Genomic DNA, 17,075 nt, shown 5'->3' on the forward strand with positions numbered 1-17,075 from the left:
GAATGAAAGTAGCTCTAATCTATAATGAGACACAAATAGATCCTAATGATGTAATCAATGTCTTTGGAATGACTACCAAAGAACATTACAGTTCCAAAGCTGTCGAAAGGGTTGCAAGAGCATTAGAAAAAGGTGGCCATACTGTAAAAGTGGTAGAAGGGGACATTCATCTCGCTGATGAATTACGAGAATTCATGCCAAAAGTGGTGGCTGGTGAAAACCCTGGAATGGTGTTTAACATGGCATATGGCATTCAGGGTCAAAATAGATACACTCACGTTCCAGCCATGATGGAGATGCTTGGAATTCCCTATATGGGATCAGGTCCTGCAGGCCATGCAGTAGTTCAAGACAAAGTGATGACAAAAATTGTTTTGCAAAAAAACAACATTCCTACTCCTGGGTTTTGGGTGTTTAGAACTCCTGAGGATACATATGATGATTTAATATTCCCTGTAATTGTAAAACCAAAATTAGAGTCCACTTCTATGGGAATGGAAGTTGTTGATAATTGGGATGATCTAAGAGCTGCAGTAAAAGTTCAGCTTAAAAAATTCCAACAAGATATCTTGGTAGAACAATTCATCTCGGGACGAGAATTTGCAGTGGGGTTGCTAGGAAATAGTCCAAACATTGACGTTCTTCCAATTGTTGAAATAAATCTAGATCATCCAGATCAAATCCAAACCATTTCTGATAAAAAGAAAAAAGGTGGTGTTGATAAAACCTGTCCTGCAAAATTATCTAAAGCAAAAACAGAAGAGATGAAACAGATGTGTGTCAAAGCATTTGCTTCTTTGGGACTAAATGATTATGCTAGAGTTGATTTTAGAATGGATAAAGATGAAAATCTGTATATTCTTGAATTAAATTCAATGGCTAGTCTTGGAATGGGTGGTTCGTATTTTCATGCAGCAAAAGTTGCTGGATATACATACGAATCACTAATCAATAAAATTTTAGATGTTTCAGTAATAAGATATTTCGGATCTTCCATACAACATCATGAATCTGAAGCTGATTTAACTCAACCATTACGAGTTGTTGCTAGAACCTATTTGAGAGGTCATTTACATAGTCTAAAAGAAACTATGAAAAATTTTGTAAATTTGAACACACATGTATACAATATCGAAAATGTAAATCAATTAGGAACTATGATTTCTAAGAGATTAAAACATCTTGGATTTAGTGAACATATTCATAGGCAACACGACGTTGGAAATTTCTACTATTTTAAAAACCATACAGAGTCTGAAAATGATGTTTTGCTAGTTTCTCATCTTGATACACACTATGGTCCTGATGATTTAATTAGTTATCATGAAGATGATGATAAAATTTTTGGTTCAGGAATTGCTGAAAGTAAAGGTGGTTTAACTGTAATGTTAGGTGCATTACATGCATTACGATTTGCAAAAAAACTCAAAAAAGTGAAATGTGGAATATTGCTTACAACAGATGATAGTCTAGGTGGCAGATTCAGTAAAAAATTTGTCAAAGAATATTCTAAAAAGTCGCGATATGTTATTGGACTCAAATCTGGCAGCATAGATAATGGAATAATTACTACATGTTATGGTAGAAATGATTATCAGATTAGATTTACTGCAAACGATCAGTCATCTTCAGATATTCATGGAATTATACCTATTTTGGCAAAAAAATTAACTGCACTTGAAAAACTATCAAAAGATGAAAAAGATTATCGATTAAGAACTACGTCTGTTATTTCAAAGGGCTCTCATGGTAATACTCCGAATTTTGCTACAATGACATTGATATGCAGTTACAAAACAAAAAAACTAGGCGAATTAGTCGAATCAAAAATTCAATCCATAATGAAAAAGAAGGAGACAGGTTCAAAAAAACTAGATGTGTCTATAAACACAATTCAAACTAGACCTGCTGTATTAGAAGAACCCTCTGACACTAAATTTTACGAATTGGTTGAAGACCTTGCTAAAAAACATGAAATCAAAATTAAAAAACATTCTCAACTCATCTCTTCAGATATTTGTAATGTTCCAACTAAGCTTCCTGCATTGGATGGATTTGGACCCTTGGGCCATAACTATCGTTCAACTAAAGAATACATCATACATGATAGTATTGTAGACAGATCTGCCTTATTGTCATCTGTAATCTATAGATGCGCTGAAAAATAATATTGAAATTAGTTTTCTTGAGTACTGTACTTCTTAATAGTTTAGAAGTGTTATAATACAAAGGAATTCAATTGGGATGATATAGAATTGAAAGAATCCCTTGGAATCATCATTAATCGACTTGTTTATGGATTTACTTTTGCTTTTCTATATCAAATTGTTATTGGAATAGCAACATCTTTGCTTTCTATACCTCTGACAGGAAATATTCAAGATCTCATATCTGGAGTAGAACAAATTGAATCCCAACATGGTCCTTGGCTTGTAATTTGGTGGATTATTTCAACCATAATAATTACGGCTATGGCTTTGTTGATAATCAGATACAAAAGATATCTGTCACCGTACAAGGGTGAAAAAGATATTGAAATTCCTCCAAAGATTACTGTAGTTACTGCTATTATTATTGGCGCTTCTATCTCTTTTCTATTTTTCTTACTTGATACTGTAATCGGAATGGTTGTAGAACCTGGAACGAAAACTGATGTTAGTGCAATATATCAGGCTGCGATAATAGGTGATTTTGCACCTCTAACTGTTAGTATACTTTTTTCAATTATTGCTGGATTCATAATTGTAGGAGTAGCAAGTAAGACATCTAAAGTTAAAGAAATTACAAAAGACTTTGGATTACAAGATATCACAAACATTTCGCGTATTATGAATAAAACAAAAACTCAGAAAACAACGTTGTCTGATACAATTGGACATCGTCCTGGAGCTTTAATTCATGTTGGAGAGAGAAGAGTAGAACAAGTTACAATGAACTTGATAGAATATGATGAGAAAAACATCCATGAAATTCCTAATGCTTCAATCAAAGAATGCTTAGAATCTAAAAACAAGTCAAATGTATCTTGGATAAATGTAGTAGGTGTTCATGATGCAGAAATCATTAAAACTTTTGGAGATGATTTTGACATCCACGCACTTCATCAATCAAACATAATGAACACTGAACTAAGACCATACATAGAGGTATTTGACAACTATGTCCTACTCATGTTAAAGATGCCTCATTATGATGATAAAACTGGCAAACTGGATTTAGAACAGATCTCGATAATTTTAGCTCAAGGCCACGTCTTGACTTTTCAAGAGCATAGTGCTGATTTTTTTGATCAAATACGAAATAGATTAAGAAACAATTCAGGAAGTATACGAAAACTTCAAAGTGATTACCTCACATATGCAATAATTGACGCAATCATAGACAGCTATTTTCTGGTTATTGAAAAAGTAGGTGACATGACAGAAGATATTGAGGAAGAATTGATGGCAAATCCTGATCCTGAAACTATGCAAACCATTCAAACATTGAAACGTCGAATGATTTCATTGAGAAAATCAATCTGGCCCGCACGTGAAATTATAGATTATCTGGGGCGTGATTCAACATCTTTGATATCTGATGATACAAGGACGTATCTTCGTGATGTTTACAACCATGTAATACAAGTCACTGATTCTATTGAAGGGCTCCGTGATGTGATTGGTGGAATGCTTGACACTTATCTGTCAAGCGTGAGCAACCGCATGAATGAAGTAATGAAAACTCTTACTGTAATTGCGGCAATTTTTATTCCAATTACGTTCATCGCTGGCATCTATGGAACGAACTTTTCATATGTTCCAGAATTGCAATGGGGAGGAAGCTATTTTGTCATGCTAATTGGGATGGCTTTGATCTCAGGAATGATGATTGCTTGGTTTAGGAAAAAGAGGTGGATCTAATTTGAGACTAGACAAAATCAATTTTCTAAGGAAATTATTGTTTGTAAATGAATCATGACCAACAAAGTTCTGAAAAGAGCATATGAAATTCTAGAGGGAACTACTAATGACAAAGCCACAAAAGGCTTTCAAATTTTCATCATTGCTTTGATTGCAGTAAACGTACTTGTAGTAATAATCGAAACAGAAGAATCTGTTTTAGATGAATACGGTTATCTCTTTACTCCCTTTGAAGTGTTCTCAATAATTATTTTTACAGCAGAATATGTTGGAAGAATAATTGTTTGTAAATTAAATCCAAAATATAATTATTCAAAGTTTGGTTTTATTAGATTCATGTTTAGTCCTATGATGTTAGTTGATTTATCTGCAATACTACCATTCTTCTTGCCTTTTGTCGTTACAGATACTCGATTCATCAGAATAATTCGACTCTTGAGATTGTTTAGGCTATTCAAACTTGCACGATATTCTGATCCCATGCAAACATTGGGGGAAGTATTCAAATCAAAGGCAGGAGATCTAGCAGTAGCATTTTTTATTCTTTTCATTGTTTTGATTTTTGCTTCTAGTATGATGTATTATGCAGAGCATGAAGCTCAACCAGAAATATTCTCCAGTATTCCTGCATCAATGTGGTGGGGGGTAATCACACTTACAACAATAGGATATGGTGATACATACCCTGTCACTATAGCTGGTAAAATTATTGGAGGCGGAGTTGCAATTTTAGGAATTGCAGTATATGCAATCCCTACAGGAATTATGGCATCTGCATTTACAGAAGAGCTTCGAAAGAAAAGAGATGAGAACAAAAACACATGTCCTCACTGTGGAAAAGATATAACTCCAAGTTAGAGAAGGAAACTGAATATTGGATATTGAACAAATAGAACAATCGTTTAAACCCACTTCTAACAAGAAATGTTCTGTAGCAAAAAGAGGCATGGTATCATCAGCATTTCCTGATGCCACAAAAGCTGGAGTTGAAATGCTCAAAAAAGGAGGAAATGCAATTGATGCAGCATGTGCTACTTCACTTGCATTAGGTGTTTGTGAGCCTCAGGCTTCTGGAATTGGCGGTCAATCTATGGGAATTATCTATATCGATGGAAAATCATATGCAATTGATGGCTCTAGTCGTTCTCCTTCATTAGCTCACTCGTCCAAGTTCAAAAAGAAAAGAACTCGTCGTCTTGGTTACAGAGCAACAACAGTTCCAAGTACATTGGCTATGATTGGATTTTTACATGATAGGTATGGCAGATTGGAATGGCAAAAAATTGTTGCACCTTCAATTAGGATCGCAAAAAAAGGATACAAAATCACTCAACTTCAGCATTCTTTACAAAAAAGAGAATTGGAAAATTTTCTTTCAGTCAAATCAAAATCTGGAGCAAAATATTTCTTAAAAGATGGTATTGTTCCATATGATGTAGGCGATAGATTCATTCAAGAAGATCTGTCTGAAACACTCAGCACAATTTCAGATTATGGGTATAAAATTTTCTATCATGGTGAAATCGCAAAAAAAATTGTTCTTGATATGAAAAATAACAGAGGTTTGATTCGAGAAGAAGATTTGTCATACATTCCTGAACCTCTGATTCGAAAACCGATTAGCAGAAAATACAGACATGTAAGAGTTGTCACGTTACCCCCTCCTGCTGCAGGAAGAACTCTTTTACTTACATTGATGATGTTAAATCACCTTCCTTCAAAGTTTTTGCGTAGTTCGAAATTAAGTTCATATCATTTTGTCGCTGAAACTTTTAGAAAGGCATTTTTGCATAGAGTTCAACGACCCTTTAATAGACATACATACGATCAAGTTCAGGATAAACTACATTTGCAACGAAGCTTTGCAAAACAGATGGCAGATTCTATTCATAATTCCATGGATGCAACATTACCTATGATTGATCCCGATTTTGGTGGAGAAGATACCACACATCTTTCTACCATGGATAATGAAGGAAATGCTGTAGGCATTACTCAGTCTATAGAGCTGGCATATGGCTCAAAAGCTGCAGCTGAAGGCCTTGGATTCTTGTACAACAATTACATGTCTGCATTTGAGTTTACAAATCCTAATCATCCTTACTATATTCGTCCTAATTCAATTCCTTGGACTTCTGTTTCTCCAGCATTGATTTTTAATGATTCTAAATTATGGATGGTAGTTGGAAGTCCTGGCAGTCAGAGGATTTTTTCTACAATTACTCAATTTCTGTCACGAGTGATTGATGGTGATCTTCCAATGAGTGAGGCAATTGAAAGACCTCGATTCCACTGCTCCATTGCTGGGAATGTAAGCATTGAAGATGGAGGATTTAGAACTGAAATTATCGACTATCTTAAAAAAATGGGATATGAAATTTCAATCAAAGACCGATATTCCTTTTATCATGGAGCAATTCATGCTATAATGAAACTTCAAACCAAGGATGGATTTCATGGTGTAGCTGAAGTAAGGCGTGACGGTATAGCAGAAGGTGTGGATTGACTAAATTCCCAATATTACTATCAATTCCTCATGGAGGAACAAGAAAGCCTGTAGAACTTGATGGACATTTGTCTATAACAAAAAAAGATCTGTTTGATGATTCTGATCCTTTTGTGATAGAACTATATGATTTGGGCGACAAGGTTCAACGTGTAATTAAAACAGATATTGCAAGAGCCTTTGTGGATCTTAATCGCTCTAAAGAAGACATGCCCCCAGATAATCCTGACGGATTGATAAAAAGTATGACTTGTTATCAAAAGCCCATCTACACAAATGGAAAAGCGCCTGATCAAACTCTTTGCAGTTTGTTGATAGAGATGTATTATATGCCATACCATAGGTCTATACAAAAAAGTCTTGAGGAATTAGACTTGCAATTATGCCTTGATTGTCATTCGATGGCATCTATCGCACCTGGAATATCTCCTGATGGAAACAAAAATCCTAGGCCAAAGTTTTGTTTGTCAAACAATGATGGGCAAACATCATCACAAGAAATGCTTGAATTGCTTGCCGATTCTATATCAAAATCATATTCCATTGACAGGGATGAAATATACATAAACAATCCATTTCATGGAGGCTACATAACTAAAACATATGGTAATAAGCCATTTCCTTGGATTCAAGTTGAGATGAACAGAGACTTGTATTTGCAATCCCCTTGGTATGATGAAGATTCTCTTACTGTGGATCCTAATCATCTTCAAAAATTAAACAGGCAATTTGAAAAATCGCTTGATCTTTTGTTCTCAAAAATCTAAATTTCATGTTTTTCTGATATATCAAATGTCAATTTTCTTTGAGTCTGTTTCTGATTAGGCGTTTTTTTTATCTTCTTCTATGAGTATGATTAGAACATGCAAACACTGTGGAAATGAATTCCATGACTTGTACAGGGTTTGTTGCTCAGCAAAATGTGCTAAAGAGATCTCTTAGGTCGAAAACATGAAAAATCAAAGTAAAGTCTCAGGCAAGTATTGGTCTGGCCAACAATTTATCGGAATACCTGTTTTTGACCGTAAGGGAAATGATTGCGGAAAAATCCAATCAATATGCATTGATCCAAAAACCTTCTCGATATCTGGAGTCATGGTCAAACGAAGATTATCTGCACCATATTTCATTTCTGTCACTTATTTTGAAATTTTGACTGAATCTTCTCTTAAATTAAATTCAATTCCAATTAAACCTCATGACAAAATTGTAGATGTTGATGGAAAATCAATAGGAAAAGTAATCAAAATCAATCTTAATTCTGAAACAAACAAAATTGAAACTTTGGAGATAAAATCTCGATTTAAATCAAAAATTGTCCCTTCTGAAGGAATTGTAGGTGTTGGAGATAAGATTACAATTAAAGGCCAATTTCTCAATTAGTATCACCTAACTATGTATCTGTTAAAATAATACCTATACACCAAAAACTTGGTAACAACAGAATGGTTGATAAAAAAGAAAACGAAAATCTTGGAAAAACTATCAAGAAAAAACAAGAGCATGTTCTTGATGATGTTACAAAAAATTATTCACAAACAGTAGAGCATGGAAAACATCTTGGAAAAGAATCTATTGCAAAAATCAATCAAATTACTAATGATACTGCAGACTATCTCAAATCCAAAGAGTATCTGAAAACAATAAAAATCAACTCACTAAAAATCCGTGACAAAGGGTTAGAACAAAAAAATATGCTAAAAAAGAACAGCCCTAAATTCTATAAAAAAATATCTCGTGCTTTTTTCCTCTTCTTTGAATCATTTGTAGGACGAATAAAAATTGGCACACAATATGGTTCTACAAGTCTTGAAGTTTTAGAAAAATTAGCTAAACTAAAAGAATTAGGAATCATCACTGATAAGGAATTCAATGATAAAAAGAAAAAAATCTTAGATAGAATATGAAATTTGGTAAGGATTTGAAATAAAATTGGTTCATGAGGAAAATCTAAAACCTGGAAATATACCGTCTAAACAAACTATCGTATTAAGGACTAAATTATTGCCTCAAGATGTTGTGAGTGTTTTAGAGAAAAAGAAAACATCCTTTTTTGGCTCTACATTAAGACGACCAAAACCTGACGAAGTAACCATTGAAAGTCCCCAATTATATTTTGAGCAATTCGTTTTTGTCATGGGTCATTATGACATTGATTTTAATCGAGACACATCATATGTGATCAAAGTAGATCCTGATGTGACTGAAGTTACAATTGGTAATGAAAAATTCCCGATTTCAAATAAATCTGGTGTGTGGAAAAAATTTGGGAAAAAGATGAAAGAAGGAGTTGGAATATCTAAACAAGATTTGGAAATCAAAGTAAGTGAAAATGTAGTAAAAAGCATGACTGATTCTATATATTTAGACAATAATGGATTAGAAACTGCTTTCCATTATAGCACCAGTTCAGATTCAGTAGAAAATTATGCGCAAAAGGTTCTGGAAATAAACAAAGATCATATTAGAAGAAACAATCTATCTGATGATGATATTTTTTTAAAACTATCTCATAGACTTAAAGATAGTCTAAAACATGATTTGAAAATTAATCATGAAGAATACATCATAACAGAATTTCGTGAGATATTTGTCCCGATTTATGAGACAAAGTGTTATGATAATAAAAATAAAGTTATTGTTGCACGAGTAGATGCAATTACTGGAAAACTCGTCTAAATTATTACTGTTGAAGTAACTGATTTGTATTGTTAGCATTGTTGCTAGGTGAGGTATGATCGGTGTAGGAATACTAAAAAATAAAATTCCCAACAATTATTGGGTTTATGCTAATTGGAATAATTGCAGGACTATTGTATTGGAATAGCAGTATTACTGATTGAAGATTCTGTATTTGTATTCAAAAAATTGTCTCATGTCCATATTATAGGGAGTCTGCTAAAAGAAGACGAAAATCCTGAACCTGAATAAAACATATTTCTTCATTTGGTTTATCAAAAAATTACCTTTTACGAAATGGTAAATTTTGAGGTGAACTTTACAAATATTTGCAATTTATAGGGTATCTTTATTTATCTTAAATGAGATTTAATGTATGCAAGCATACATTCTCATAAATTGTAACACCGGTAGCGAAATGAATGTTATTTCTGAACTCAAAGAACTACCTGAGATAACTGAAATCAACGGAATTTGGGGCAAATATGATATTTTTCTCAAAGTCAAAACTATAGATCCTAACGGCGTAGAAGAGATTATCCGAAGATTGAGAAATCACCCTGACGTCACTGATACTTTTACCATGCACGTATTGTATGGTCAGGGTGGAAGTATAGATCAAGAAAATTAAAGACAAGTCTGTGATTATTACACCTGACATAGATTACTTGAGAAACAACGTTCTCTTAAATGACAGCCATTATCAAAGCGTAAAAGAAAAAAAATTTGATCATTCAGAAACAATTCTGAATAAAATTAATTTATTTTCAACACCATGCTTATGATTTTACTTTGGGATGTTCATCCTTGATTTTATTATCAAAAAATAAACAAGCAGTAAGGTCCCCTGTGACATTGACCATGGTTCTAGTCATGTCTAAAATTCTGTCAACTCCTAATAGTAACACTACTGCCACTGGAGGAATTCCAGCAGCTATCAAAATTGTTGAAAGAATGACTATTCCTGTGCCTGGAGCTGACGGTGCACCAATTGATGCTGCAAGGGCAGTCAAAGAAATCAGTAAAATTGTGGTAAATCCTAAATCCATATTGAAGAGCTGCGCTAAGAAAAATACTGCAATTATTTGATACAATGCTGTTCCATCCATGTTGATTGTAGCTCCTAAAGGAATGACAAACTGAGAAACTTTGGGTTTTACTTTCATCTTTTCTTCTGCGGTTTTAATTGACAATGGCATAACTGCAGCAGAACTGGAAGTTGAGAATGCTAGCAATTGTGCATCTCTCATCATTGTAAAAGTTGAAAACAGTGGTCTCTTTGTGAAAAATTTAATGATTAACATGTAAACAAAAATCATCACAAAAAGACCTGCGACAACAGTTAGCATGTATGCCCCCAATCCAGTAAGTGCAGACAATCCAAGCTTTGATGTGATGCCTGCCATTAAACCAAATGCTGCAAATGGAGCTAAACGCATTGCCCATGATACTACTTTTAATGTGATTTTTTGAACAGATTCTAACAAGTCAAGTATTGGTTTTGAACTTTCTTTGGGTAATGTGATCATTGAAACTCCAATAATTATTGCAAAAACAATGATGCTTAACATTTCACCAGACATAAAAGATGCCAATGGATTGCTTGGAATAACTCCTATGATGCTTTGAGGAATATCAAAAATAGATATCTCTTCACCTTGAACCGGCACTGCATCTTCAATTCCAAAGCTTTCTCTAATCAAAGAACTATCAATAAAATTCCCTGGTGCAATGGTAGTTACCATGATAATTCCAATTGTCAATGCTATGGCAGTTGTTGCAACAAAATACAAGGCGACCCCAAGGCCCATTTTTTGAAGCTGCTCTAAACTTCCAGACGACGTAAGTCCTCTAATTATAGATGCAAAGATTAATGGCACAATAATCATTTGAATGATTTTTAGAAAGAGATTGGCAGGAATGGATAACCAATCAGTAATTATTTCTGCTGTATCTTTTTCCACAATTCCAAACTCTGGCCCTAAAATTGTGCCTACGATTAATCCTAAAAATAACGCAAAAAGCACCTGAGCCCATAATTTTTTCTTTACAAGATATGTGACCTGAGGAATAGAATACTTGAATGATTTCAGTGCCAATATAGTATTGTCCTATTTCTATTATATTAAAAAAAATGTAATTTTTGTTAATGATTGTGTTTTTCATGCTTTTCTTGTAAACTGTCTATCTTTTTCATGAATTCTCTTCCAAATTTTTGATATCTTGCAACTCTTGATATCTGATTTCTTTATTGAGAATCAGTTCAATCTTAATATTAGATGGTTTATGGTTTTCTTTGTGGATCTTAACAGAATTTTAGTACCTATTGACGGCTCAAAAAAATCCTTTGAAGCCTTGGATAGAGCAATTACACTTGCAGGGTTTACACACGGTCAAGTAACTGCAATCTACGTAATCCCTCATGTTATTGAGGGAGGTCCAAGAACAAAAGCATTTGACAAACAATTAGAGGAAGATGGAAAAATCATTCTAAACAAAGCAACAAAACGTGCAGGAAACAAGAACGTTAAATTTACTACAAAACTTCTGCGAGGCTCCCCTAGTCATGTTACTTTGCATACTGCAAAATCAGGCAAGTTTGATCATATTGTGATGAGTACAACTGGTGCTGGTTCTGCCTCTAAAGATATGATTGGAAGCGTTTCAAACCATGTTCTTCAAAAATCCAAAATCCCTGTATATTTGATAAAATAATTGGTCGAACTAAATTGTCTGATTTAATTTCAATTATGCAAAAGCCAATTACAATTGAAAAAAATTCTTCTCTTAGTCATGTGATTTCAGAATTATTGAAAAATAAAATTAGCAGATTAATTGTGATTGATAATGGTAAACCTGTGGGAATAATCACTGAAAAAGATATTGGATTATTTTTACTTGAAGATGATTCTGAAAAAAATCTTGATGATATACCTGCTTCCCAACTTATGAAAACTCTCACATCTGTAAATGAATCTATGAATGTAGAGTCTTGCGTAGAAATAATGCTGGACAAAAAAATTGGTTCTCTTGGTGTAAGCTCTACTGCTCAAGGATTAGTTGGAATAATTACTAAAACTGACATTGCCCAATATTATATTCAAAATTATCCAAAAAAACACACTGTTGGTGATGTGATGACTATATCTTACATTTCAATGGATCATGATGTCACATTGAGGCATGCAGTATCTGAAATGGTTAACCAAAAAATCTCTAGAATCTTCTTAAAAAATCAAAACAATGAGCCACAAGGGATTATGACATTTCGTGATCTATTCCATGTTGCCTTAGAACAGGGAAACACTGATGCTGTATTAGACAGCTCAGATCCTACAATATCTGTAGTTTTTACAAGAAAGGGATTCCTTTCTGATTCGGGATTTGGAAATACAATTCAAGCAAAAGATGTAATGACAAATACTTTTGAATCTGTAGACTTTGATGAAGACCTTACTGTAGCATGTGAAGAAATGATTCAGAATAGAATTAACGGTGTCGGCGTGCGAGTAAATGGCAAATTAGCTGGAGTTGTTAGCAAAACTGATATCTTAAAAGCTATTTACATTGACAACAAATCATAAAATTTGTCAGTATTCTAACTTGGAATAGTTTTTAATTAAAAATAATCCAAACTGGGTTTATTCTTGTAATTGATTTAGGGTTCAAGAATTTCTATTAGAGTATATTTTAATGATGAACTATCTGCAGGTGGATTTTCAACATTACTGATCATTACTTCAAGTTTGTATTGTGTTCCTTCTTGAAAGTCAAATCCATCTATTTTGTCATAAAACATTTGCCAATCTGAATTTGGATTTTCTCTAATTGACATGCATTGTTGAGGACCTACACCTACACAATCTACTAGTTTTGAATCAACGTACAAAATCTTGGTTTCTGATAATGCATTGCATTCTCCTGAATATTTGACCTTGACATTATGGCATTTGGCATCTTCAACACCACATGCATAAGTGATGTTGTCCTCTCCGCAAACAGGATCATAAACCAAGCACTGAATTGAGCATTTTTCATCCGCCTCATATGTGTTGAATTCTTTCTGGATATACTGTTTTAATTGATCAAGCTCTGATTTTGGTATGTCAAGACTGACCATTTTTCTGATTTGATTCATCAAAACAAGTCCGTCTCTGTCTTGTGTTAATTTTTGACCTGTCGCTTCAAATGTATAATATGCTTTCATGATCTCAAGACGCTGGTTTTTATCATCCTCGTCTGGATTGTCCATCCAATCTTTTACCATTATTTTCAAATCTTGTTGCGTTATGCTGTATTTGGATTCTGAATCTGTTTGGAGGACATCTGTATTTTCTTCACCCAGAAAATTTACTCCAATAACTACTCCGATAATTAATCCGATAACTGTAATTCCAATGGCAATAGGAATTGTCTTTTTCATGTTGTCCATTTTTATGATTAATTCTTAATCGTTGTGATTAATCTCTAAATTTCAATAGGCTTAAGTGCTTAACATATCAGGAAACTCATGTCAACAAACATTACAGAATCCTGTCTTGATTGTGGGACTCCTTTAGATTTGACTCCTCAAGGTGAGAAAAAAAAGCCATGTCCTAAATGTGGGGCATATAGAAGAAAAAGAGAATATCTTGATTAACTATTACTGCGATATTTACCCTGTTGAATTTTATTTAGTTTTCATTTGGAGGTGAATAATTCATACCAATGCCTACTTGTCTGTTTGAGAACGAGAAAATTCATTTGAATTCAAAACCAATTGTTTTGGAAGTTTGATATAAAATTCAGAACCTTCACCAACCTTGCTATTGACACCAATTGTTCCCCCCAAACCTTCAGTAATTCCCTTACATATGGAGAGTCCTAGTCCAGAACCACCATCTTAGAATCATAAATTTTAAAAAAATATGAATCTCATAAATCTTTTACTTAATACTACAAGAGTAAAAGATATTTTAATTCTGTATGATCTTCGAACATGTTGTCAAAATCAAACCTTTCATTATAATGTCTGGTTTTATTTTGATATTTTCAAAAACTATCTAGTTCTGCAGTTATGTACTCTGATTGGGATTCATATTTTTCAAAATTACATGGGTTTGAACCTGTAATATGGGAATCTTTTATCCAACGCAGTTGATGCAATTGATACAAAGGGAAGCATTGCAATACGTGCAAGGACTGAAGAAAATAATCTGATATTGGAGTTTGAAGACTCTGGAGTTGGGATATCCAAAAAAGACATCAAACAAATTTTTGAACCTCTATTTACAACAAAAACCCAAGGAACGGGATTGGGATTGTCTAGTGTAGATGACATCATAAAGGCACACGGTGGAACAATATCTGTTACCTCTCCACCAACGGTGTTCAAGATTACGCTTCCATTAGAGCAAAAAACAGAGAAATAAAATTTTGAGCATATCTCCAGAGGAAAGAAAGAACTTGGAATCAACAAGAGTATACTATGGTATCTCAAAAAGAATGTAATGTCAAAAGACGAGATGAAAACTTATGATAAAGTATTAGAAAAATTAGAATAATCTAAACTTGAATTAGATTGCCTTTCGCAGTGTCTCATTTATTGCTCTAGAATAGCTAAATGATCCGTTGTTTTTTTGTATGTTTTTTGCCTGAATTTGTCGAAGTTTTTTATCCAGATCATCATCTATCATTATTGTTATGCGCTTGCTCATGTGTTATTGTATGATTGTATGCAATATAATGTAATGCTCATAGTTCCAAATTTGGAATTTTTAATTGAATTATTAAAATTATTTAGATTAAAAAATAAAACATGTTTACAAATCAAATTGTAAACCTTTGTCATGTAATGTATCATGGTTCGATCATTTTGATTGTGTCTAGTTGAACAATTGCATTGTATGTGATAGATCTTGTTGGATACTTGAAATAATTGCCCTTCTGACCTGTACTGGATAACTAAATCTGTGATTTGATTAGAACTTTATATACTCAATGTTCTAGATAGTTTGATTCTAAGAATCACGATATTTAGTTAATTATAAACATGTTCTTATATATTCTTTAACACTATATTCATATCTTAGCATCATAAAAAACCAATAGTGAAAATAAAAACCAAAATTCTGTTTTCAATAATGCTAAGCACATTATTGGTGATTTGTATGGGGGGAATTTTGAACTATGTAAATTTAGAATCGAAAATTATTCAAGATACATTGAGCGATGGGAATGCCATTGCCAATATACAAGAAGACAGAATAAATGACATTATTGATAGAAACTTTGAAAGACTTTCAAGTATTACTAGCAGAACTCAATTACGATTAAGTTTAGATGCATTTAATCAGGATCAGAATGATGTCGATGCAAAAAAAATCCGCAACACATTAAATGATGCATTAAAATCAATTTCAGATTTTAAATCAATTACTATATTTGATCTAGATAAAAATATGTTATTTTCGACTATGTCCTTTCAATCATATGATTTTCTTTCTGAAAATATTTTTCCAAATTCAAACAAACAACATTTACGATTTACAAAATATCAAAATGATGCAATTATGATCTTATCTGCGCCATTAGTTTTGGATGGAAAAGTTATAGGGATCATCGCAATTACATCCTCCCCTCAATCAATAACAAACATCACAAACGACTATACTGGATTGGGTGAATCTGGAGAATCTTTTTTGGCAATGCGTAACACCAATGGTGACGCTCTTTTTATAACTCCATTAAGATTTGATCCAGGTGCGCAACTAAATAGGACTATTCTATCTACACAAACAGACGTTCCAATAACAAGAGCATTAGCAAAAGTGGAATCAGAATTCAAGGATACCATAGACTATAGGGGGGTTGAGGTATTGTCATCTTCTAAGTATATTGATAAAACAGATTGGGGGTTGGTAGTTAAGATTGACAAAGAAGAGGCATTTGCACCACTGTTTGATATTCAATTGGTTACTGGATTAAGTGTTGGATTTACTATATTGTTATCATTACTTATTTCAAATTTGCTTTCAAACCGTTTATCTGGACCTATTATTGAATTACAAAAATCAACAAAAGAAATTGCAAGAGGAACACTAGATCATGATATAATCATTAAATCAAATGATGAATTAGAAGAATTGGCCACATCTTTCAACAAGATGAAATCCGATTTAAAAGAAAATCAAAAAAACAAACTCCAAAACGAAAAACTGAAAATTGTAGGAGAATTATCATCTAGAATCTCCCATGATTTGAGAAATCCTCTTTCTGTTATTATTTCACAAGTTCAATTATTTGAGATAAGAAATAAGGAAAAGTTATCTGAAAAAGACAAAGAAACTCTTGGTCAAATACTACTTGCTGCTGATAGAATGAAACATCAGATAAATAATGTGTTGGATTATATCAAAGATACACCTTTAAAAAAAGAATCAAAGTTATTGTCCGAAATTTTAGATACTGTGCTAAAAACCACCATTATTCCAGATAACATATCGATAAAAAAACCAGAAAAAGACATTTACGTTTACTGTGATTTATTAAAAATGGAAGTTGTGTTTATAAATTTAATTAGAAATGCAATTCATGCAATTAAAAAAGAAGGAACCATCACCATAAGTGCAGATGATGATGAACATTATACAATAATTGAGTTCATAGATGATGGAGAGGGTATTCCAAATAATGTGTTGGATAAAATTTTTGAACCTATGTTTACAACAAAACAAGAAGGAACTGGTTTAGGATTAGTTACATGTAAAAGGATTGTAGAACAACACGGCGGAACAATCAAAGTAAAAAATAACCCTACTATGTTTTCAATATCTTTACCAAAATCCTAAACCTTTTTTTAAAATTGATTAAGAATAGAAGATGAAAACTAAATTCCATTGCGGCATTGAAGTATTGACTTGAACTCCTTGAAGACGACGTAATACTCTAATTAAGACGGTTCAAATCTTATAGAAATCAAATCGGATTCAAAGCCTATCTTTAAAACA

Annotated in this window: 17 protein-coding genes and 2 pseudogenes; 15 read left to right on the forward strand and 4 right to left on the reverse strand. The window is 33.0% G+C overall.

Annotation, left to right across the window (positions count from 1 at the left end):
* Positions 1-2 precede the first annotated feature (2 nt).
* From ACW9XA_RS05940 to ACW9XA_RS05985, 10 genes are all read left to right on the forward strand, one after another.
* On the forward strand, positions 3-2,168 hold the full coding sequence (locus tag ACW9XA_RS05940) for a M20/M25/M40 family metallo-hydrolase (protein WP_457763453.1): 2,166 nt from the start codon (positions 3-5) through the stop codon (positions 2,166-2,168).
* Positions 2,169-2,255: 87 nt separating this feature from the next.
* Entirely contained in the window at positions 2,256-3,902 is a 1,647-nt protein-coding gene (gene corA / locus ACW9XA_RS05945; RefSeq protein ID WP_457763454.1) for a magnesium/cobalt transporter CorA, read from the forward strand.
* Between the two features lie 54 nt (positions 3,903-3,956).
* On the forward strand, positions 3,957-4,760 hold the full coding sequence (locus ACW9XA_RS05950) for an ion transporter (protein ID WP_457763455.1): 804 nt from the start codon (positions 3,957-3,959) through the stop codon (positions 4,758-4,760).
* A gap of 16 nt (positions 4,761-4,776) precedes the next feature.
* Positions 4,777-6,408, forward strand: a complete 1,632-nt coding sequence (gene ggt / locus ACW9XA_RS05955; RefSeq protein ID WP_457763456.1) for a gamma-glutamyltransferase — start codon at positions 4,777-4,779, stop codon at positions 6,406-6,408.
* Positions 6,405-7,175 (forward strand): N-formylglutamate amidohydrolase, encoded by a 771-nt coding sequence (locus ACW9XA_RS05960; protein ID WP_457763457.1) that lies wholly within the window; start codon positions 6,405-6,407, stop codon positions 7,173-7,175. Before ggt ends, ACW9XA_RS05960 begins: the two co-directional genes overlap by 4 nt.
* Positions 7,176-7,359: 184 nt before the next feature.
* Positions 7,360-7,791: a PRC-barrel domain-containing protein gene (locus ACW9XA_RS05965; RefSeq protein ID WP_457763458.1), complete on the forward strand. Its 432-nt coding sequence runs from the start codon at positions 7,360-7,362 to the stop codon at positions 7,789-7,791.
* A 62-nt stretch (positions 7,792-7,853) separates the two neighbouring features.
* Positions 7,854-8,315, forward strand: coding sequence for an SHOCT domain-containing protein (locus ACW9XA_RS05970; protein WP_457763459.1), 462 nt, complete (start codon positions 7,854-7,856; stop codon positions 8,313-8,315).
* A gap of 25 nt (positions 8,316-8,340) precedes the next feature.
* The gene (locus ACW9XA_RS05975) at positions 8,341-9,087 is read left to right on the forward strand and encodes a hypothetical protein (protein WP_457763460.1); all 747 of its coding nucleotides are present in this window, start codon (positions 8,341-8,343) and stop codon (positions 9,085-9,087) included.
* A gap of 123 nt (positions 9,088-9,210) precedes the next feature.
* Positions 9,211-9,339, forward strand: a complete 129-nt coding sequence (locus ACW9XA_RS05980; protein ID WP_457763461.1) for a hypothetical protein — start codon at positions 9,211-9,213, stop codon at positions 9,337-9,339.
* 124 nt (positions 9,340-9,463) lie between these two features.
* Complete coding sequence (locus tag ACW9XA_RS05985; RefSeq protein ID WP_457763462.1) at positions 9,464-9,718, forward strand: Lrp/AsnC ligand binding domain-containing protein; 255 nt, start codon at positions 9,464-9,466, stop codon at positions 9,716-9,718.
* A 148-nt stretch (positions 9,719-9,866) separates the two neighbouring features.
* Here ACW9XA_RS05985 and ACW9XA_RS05990 read toward each other — a convergent pair whose 3' ends face one another.
* The gene (locus tag ACW9XA_RS05990; RefSeq protein WP_457763463.1) at positions 9,867-11,186 is read right to left on the reverse strand and encodes a dicarboxylate/amino acid:cation symporter; all 1,320 of its coding nucleotides are present in this window, start codon (positions 11,184-11,186) and stop codon (positions 9,867-9,869) included.
* 199 nt (positions 11,187-11,385) lie between these two features.
* Between ACW9XA_RS05990 and ACW9XA_RS05995 the strand changes: the two genes are divergently transcribed.
* Together ACW9XA_RS05995 and ACW9XA_RS06000 are read left to right on the forward strand one after the other, a co-directional pair.
* Entirely contained in the window at positions 11,386-11,802 is a 417-nt protein-coding gene (locus ACW9XA_RS05995; RefSeq protein WP_300326036.1) for a universal stress protein, read from the forward strand.
* Positions 11,803-11,816: 14 nt separating this feature from the next.
* Entirely contained in the window at positions 11,817-12,671 is an 855-nt protein-coding gene (locus ACW9XA_RS06000; RefSeq protein ID WP_457763464.1) for a CBS domain-containing protein, read from the forward strand.
* Between the two features lie 74 nt (positions 12,672-12,745).
* Here the strand turns inward: ACW9XA_RS06000 and ACW9XA_RS06005 are convergent, their stop codons facing one another.
* On the reverse strand, positions 12,746-13,510 hold the full coding sequence (locus ACW9XA_RS06005; RefSeq protein ID WP_457763465.1) for a DUF4377 domain-containing protein: 765 nt from the start codon (positions 13,508-13,510) through the stop codon (positions 12,746-12,748).
* Between the two features lie 87 nt (positions 13,511-13,597).
* Between ACW9XA_RS06005 and ACW9XA_RS06010 the strand changes: the two genes are divergently transcribed.
* Positions 13,598-13,726 (forward strand): hypothetical protein, encoded by a 129-nt coding sequence (locus ACW9XA_RS06010; protein WP_457763466.1) that lies wholly within the window; start codon positions 13,598-13,600, stop codon positions 13,724-13,726.
* Between the two features lie 72 nt (positions 13,727-13,798).
* On the opposite strand, the pseudogene ACW9XA_RS06015 reads toward ACW9XA_RS06010, so the two are convergent.
* Positions 13,799-13,954, reverse strand: a pseudogene (locus tag ACW9XA_RS06015) (ATP-binding protein); the annotation flags it as partial.
* 259 nt (positions 13,955-14,213) lie between these two features.
* On the opposite strand from ACW9XA_RS06015, the pseudogene ACW9XA_RS06020 reads away from it, so the two are divergent.
* A pseudogene (locus ACW9XA_RS06020) lies at positions 14,214-14,498 on the forward strand (ATP-binding protein); the annotation flags it as partial.
* Positions 14,499-14,642: 144 nt separating this feature from the next.
* On the opposite strand, the gene ACW9XA_RS06025 reads toward ACW9XA_RS06020, so the two are convergent.
* The gene (locus ACW9XA_RS06025; protein ID WP_457763467.1) at positions 14,643-14,783 is read right to left on the reverse strand and encodes a hypothetical protein; all 141 of its coding nucleotides are present in this window, start codon (positions 14,781-14,783) and stop codon (positions 14,643-14,645) included.
* Positions 14,784-15,236: 453 nt separating this feature from the next.
* On the opposite strand from ACW9XA_RS06025, the gene ACW9XA_RS06030 reads away from it, so the two are divergent.
* Positions 15,237-16,916: a sensor histidine kinase gene (locus ACW9XA_RS06030; protein WP_457763468.1), complete on the forward strand. Its 1,680-nt coding sequence runs from the start codon at positions 15,237-15,239 to the stop codon at positions 16,914-16,916.
* The last annotated feature ends 159 nt before the right edge of the window (positions 16,917-17,075 follow it).

The organism is Candidatus Nitrosopumilus sp. bin_6a (assembly GCF_054095695.1).

What these genes read in the sequence shown, in the direction of transcription:
- ACW9XA_RS05940 (WP_457763453.1), top strand. Translation starts at nt 3, where the DNA reads ATGAAAGTAGCTCTAATCTATAATGAGACACAAATAGATCCTAATGAT.
- ACW9XA_RS06005 (WP_457763465.1), bottom strand. Translation starts at nt 13,510, where the DNA reads ATGAAAAAGACAATTCCTATTGCCATTGGAATTACAGTTATCGGATTA.
- ACW9XA_RS06025 (WP_457763467.1), bottom strand. Translation starts at nt 14,783, where the DNA reads ATGAGCAAGCGCATAACAATAATGATAGATGATGATCTGGATAAAAAA.
- ACW9XA_RS05970 (WP_457763459.1), top strand. Translation starts at nt 7,854, where the DNA reads ATGGTTGATAAAAAAGAAAACGAAAATCTTGGAAAAACTATCAAGAAA.
- ACW9XA_RS05965 (WP_457763458.1), top strand. Translation starts at nt 7,360, where the DNA reads ATGAAAAATCAAAGTAAAGTCTCAGGCAAGTATTGGTCTGGCCAACAA.
- ACW9XA_RS05985 (WP_457763462.1), top strand. Translation starts at nt 9,464, where the DNA reads ATGCAAGCATACATTCTCATAAATTGTAACACCGGTAGCGAAATGAAT.
- ACW9XA_RS06010 (WP_457763466.1), top strand. Translation starts at nt 13,598, where the DNA reads ATGTCAACAAACATTACAGAATCCTGTCTTGATTGTGGGACTCCTTTA.
- ACW9XA_RS05950 (WP_457763455.1), top strand. Translation starts at nt 3,957, where the DNA reads ATGACCAACAAAGTTCTGAAAAGAGCATATGAAATTCTAGAGGGAACT.
- ACW9XA_RS06030 (WP_457763468.1), top strand. Translation starts at nt 15,237, where the DNA reads ATGGGGGGAATTTTGAACTATGTAAATTTAGAATCGAAAATTATTCAA.